Below are 3,254 nucleotides of genomic sequence, written 5' to 3'. Positions count from 1 at the left end.
GGCTGTGGTCGGTGGACGCCCTCGCCGGCGAGCCCGCGGCCGGACGGAGTCCCGAGCCCGTCGCGACCTGGCGGCCGTGCACCGCCGAGGAAGGAGCGCACGAGCTCGGCTTCGTGCGCTCGGGAGGGCTGCTCGCGGTCCGGTGCGGCCTGGGCCCCGGCGCCATGCTGGCGGTCTGGGACGTCGCCGACCCGGGGGCTGTCGCGCCGGTGGGGGAGCAGACCGTCGAGGCGCGCAGGCTCGACGTCGCGCCGGACGGCCGGTACCTGATCGCAGAGGAGGACGGCGCGCTGGTGCGCTGGGATGTCTCGTCGTCGGGCAGGCTGCGCGACCGCACGCCGCTGCCGCTCCCGCTGGACTACCACGGCTACGTCTCGGTCCTGGACTACGGCGACCACGGGCGCGTCGCCGTCGTCGGCGAGGGCGGTTACGCCCGGGTGTGGGACGCGGCCGCGGACGAGCCGGCGCTGCTCGTCGAGCTCCGCCTGCCGGCCTGGGACGCCCTGAACGCGGACGACGTCGCCCTCGCCCCCGGTACCGCCGCGCTGGCAGTCGCGACACCGGGGTCGGACGCCGGACCCGACGCCGCTCCCGAGGACGGGACGATCCGCATCTGGAACCTGGCTGACCCGCTGGAGCAGCGGGCCCGGGCGTCGGTCCCCGCGGCCCGTGCGGACCTGGACGTCAGCGCGGACGGCCGTACCCTGGCCGGACTGGTCGACGGTGACCTCTACGTCGCCGACCTGACCGATCCCCTGCGCCCCGAGGCCCTGGCGCGCGTGCCCGCCGACATCGCCGCCGGGCCCGACGAGGACACGTTCTTCGGCGAGGTCGTGCCCCGGATCAGCCCGGACGGGGACACCCTGGTGATCGGGAGCGAGGGCGCGATCGACGTGTTCGACCTCACCGACCGTGCCCGTCCCCGGCACCTGGCCAGGTGGCCGGTCGGCATGCCGGTGGCCCTTTCGTTCCGTTCGGACGGCGACCTGCTGGCGGTCGGGCGGTTCGACGGACCGGTCGCCCTCTACGACGTGACCGCCTCGGGGACCCCGCAGCCCGTCGGCGAGGTGCCGACAGCGGGGTCGTCGCTCGTGTTCCTGCCCGACCGGCCCGTCCTCGCGGTCGCGGGCACCCTGTCCTCGGTCATCGAGCTCTGGGACCTGGCCGACCCCCGTGCGCCGGTGCGGCTCACCGCCGACCGGAGCCACACCTACCAGCTCGCCGAGCTCGCCGTGACCGGCGACGGCATGCTGGCCAGCGTGGCCCGGGACAGCACCGTGCGCACCTGGCGGGTGCTCGGCGACGACCTCCTCGCCCGGACGGTGATCAACGACTCCGGCGACGTCAACGACCTGGCCGTCAGCGCGGACGGCGGGCGGCTGGCCACCCTCGGCCGCGACCGGACCCTGCGGGTGTACCGGGTCGCGGACGACACCCCCGTCCTCGACCTGAGCATCCCCGTCGGCGACACGACGCAGGACCTGATCGGGTTCGTGGGCGAGGACGTGCTCGCCGTCCGGACCGAGCACGGCGCCGTCGACCTCTGGGACCTCGACGCGGACGCCGCCCTGGACCGGATCTGCTCCGGATCCGGGCAGACGATCACCAGGCAGCAATGGGCGCGCGTGCTGCCGGACATCGGGTACGACCCGCCCTGCTGAGTCATGATCGACTGTGGCCACTCCGCAGCAGCGCACCCCGCCGCCGTCCGTCCCGTTGCCCGCCCCTGACCCGTCGGTGCGGGACGCGGCCGACGTCGCCGCCGACCTCGGCGTCGATCCCGCCACCGGGCTGACCGAGGCCGAGGCGGCGCGGCGCCTGGCCGCCGACGGCCCCAACGAGCTGCGGTCCAAGCCGCCCGTACCGGTGTGGCGCAAGGTGCTCGACCAGTTCCGGGACCCGCTGGTGGCCCTGCTGCTGGTGGCCGTGGCCATCTCGCTCGTCGTGTGGTGGGTCGAGGGGGCGCACGGCCTGCCCGTGGACGCCGTCGTCATCGCCGCGATCGTCGTGCTCAACGCCGTGCTCGGCCTGGTCCAGACCCGCAAGGCCGAGAGCGCGGTGGCCGCCCTCCGGTCCATGACCGAGGCCATGTCCACGGTGCTGCGCGACGGGCGGCGCGTCACCGTGCGCTCGGCCGAGCTCGTGCGCGGCGACGTGCTCGTGCTCGGCGAGGGGGACGCCGTCGGCGCCGACGCCCGCCTGCTGACCGCGACCGCGCTGCGCGTGCAGGAGTCCTCGCTGACCGGCGAGAGCGAGGCCGTGCTCAAGGACGCCGCCGTGCTGCCCGCGCCGGCGCCGCTCGGGGACCGGTTCGACATGGTCTACAAGGGCACCGCCGTGGCCCAGGGCGTGGGGCGCGCCGTGGTGGTGGCCACCGGCATGGACACCCAGATGGGCGCCATCGCGCGGCTGCTCGACTCCACCGAGGAGGAGGTCACGCCGCTCCAGCGGGAGATCGCGCACGTCAGCAAGGTGCTCGGTCTCACCGTGATCGGCGTCGCCGTCGTCGTCATGGTGCTGGCCGCCGTCGTCAACGACGTCCGCACGCCCGCCGACCTCGTGACCGTGCTGCTGCTCGGGGTCTCCCTCGCCGTCGCCGCGGTGCCCGAGGGGCTGCCCGCCATCCTGTCCGTGGTCCTCGCCGTCGGCGTGCAGGCCATGGCGCGGCGCAACGCCGTCGTCAAGAAGCTGCACTCCGCCGAGACGCTCGGCTCCGCGTCCGTCATCGCCTCGGACAAGACCGGCACGCTGACGAAGAACGAGATGACCATCCAGCGGGTCGTCACGGCATCGGGCGAGGTAACGCTCACCGGCGTCGGCTACCGGCCCGACGGCGAGGCGGTGGCCGGGCCGGCCGACGGCGGCGGGCCGCTGACCGACGAGGCCCTGACCCGAGAGGCCGTCATGGTGCTCGGCGGCGGCTCCCTGGCGAACGATGCCCAGCTCACCCGGGCCGACGGCGAGTGGACCGTCCAGGGCGACCCCACCGAGGCCGCCTTCCTCGTGGCCGCGCACAAGCTCGCCGGCACCGTCGACCGCGTCGCCGGGTTCGAACGGCGCGGCGAGGTGCCCTTCACCTCCGAGCGCAAGCTCATGTCCGCGCTCGTGGACCCACCCGGCGACGGCGCCTGGGCCCTGGTCACCAAGGGCGCGCCCGACGTGCTCCTGCCGCGGTGCACCGACGTGCAGGTCGGCGACACCGCCGTGCCGCTCGACGACGAGCGGCGGGCAGCGGCGCTCGCGGCCGTCGAGCG

The 3,254-nt window shown here is 75.2% G+C and carries 2 protein-coding genes; both read left to right on the top strand.

Going from position 1 to position 3,254, the window contains the following annotated elements; all coding sequences use genetic code 11:
* A partial coding sequence (locus PROKR_RS09265; RefSeq protein WP_036962370.1) for a WD40 repeat domain-containing protein occupies positions 1-1,661 on the top strand: 1,661 nt, incomplete at its 5' end.
* Between the two features lie 13 nt (positions 1,662-1,674).
* On the top strand, positions 1,675-3,254 hold a 1,580-nt coding region (locus PROKR_RS09260), incomplete at its 3' end, for a cation-translocating P-type ATPase (protein WP_157601984.1).

It is taken from the genome of Promicromonospora kroppenstedtii DSM 19349 (genome assembly GCF_000515355.1).
Classification (GTDB): domain Bacteria; phylum Actinomycetota; class Actinomycetes; order Actinomycetales; family Cellulomonadaceae; genus Promicromonospora; species Promicromonospora kroppenstedtii.
Note: the sequence above shows the minus strand (reverse complement) of the source record. Positions and strands in the feature narration are given on the sequence as shown.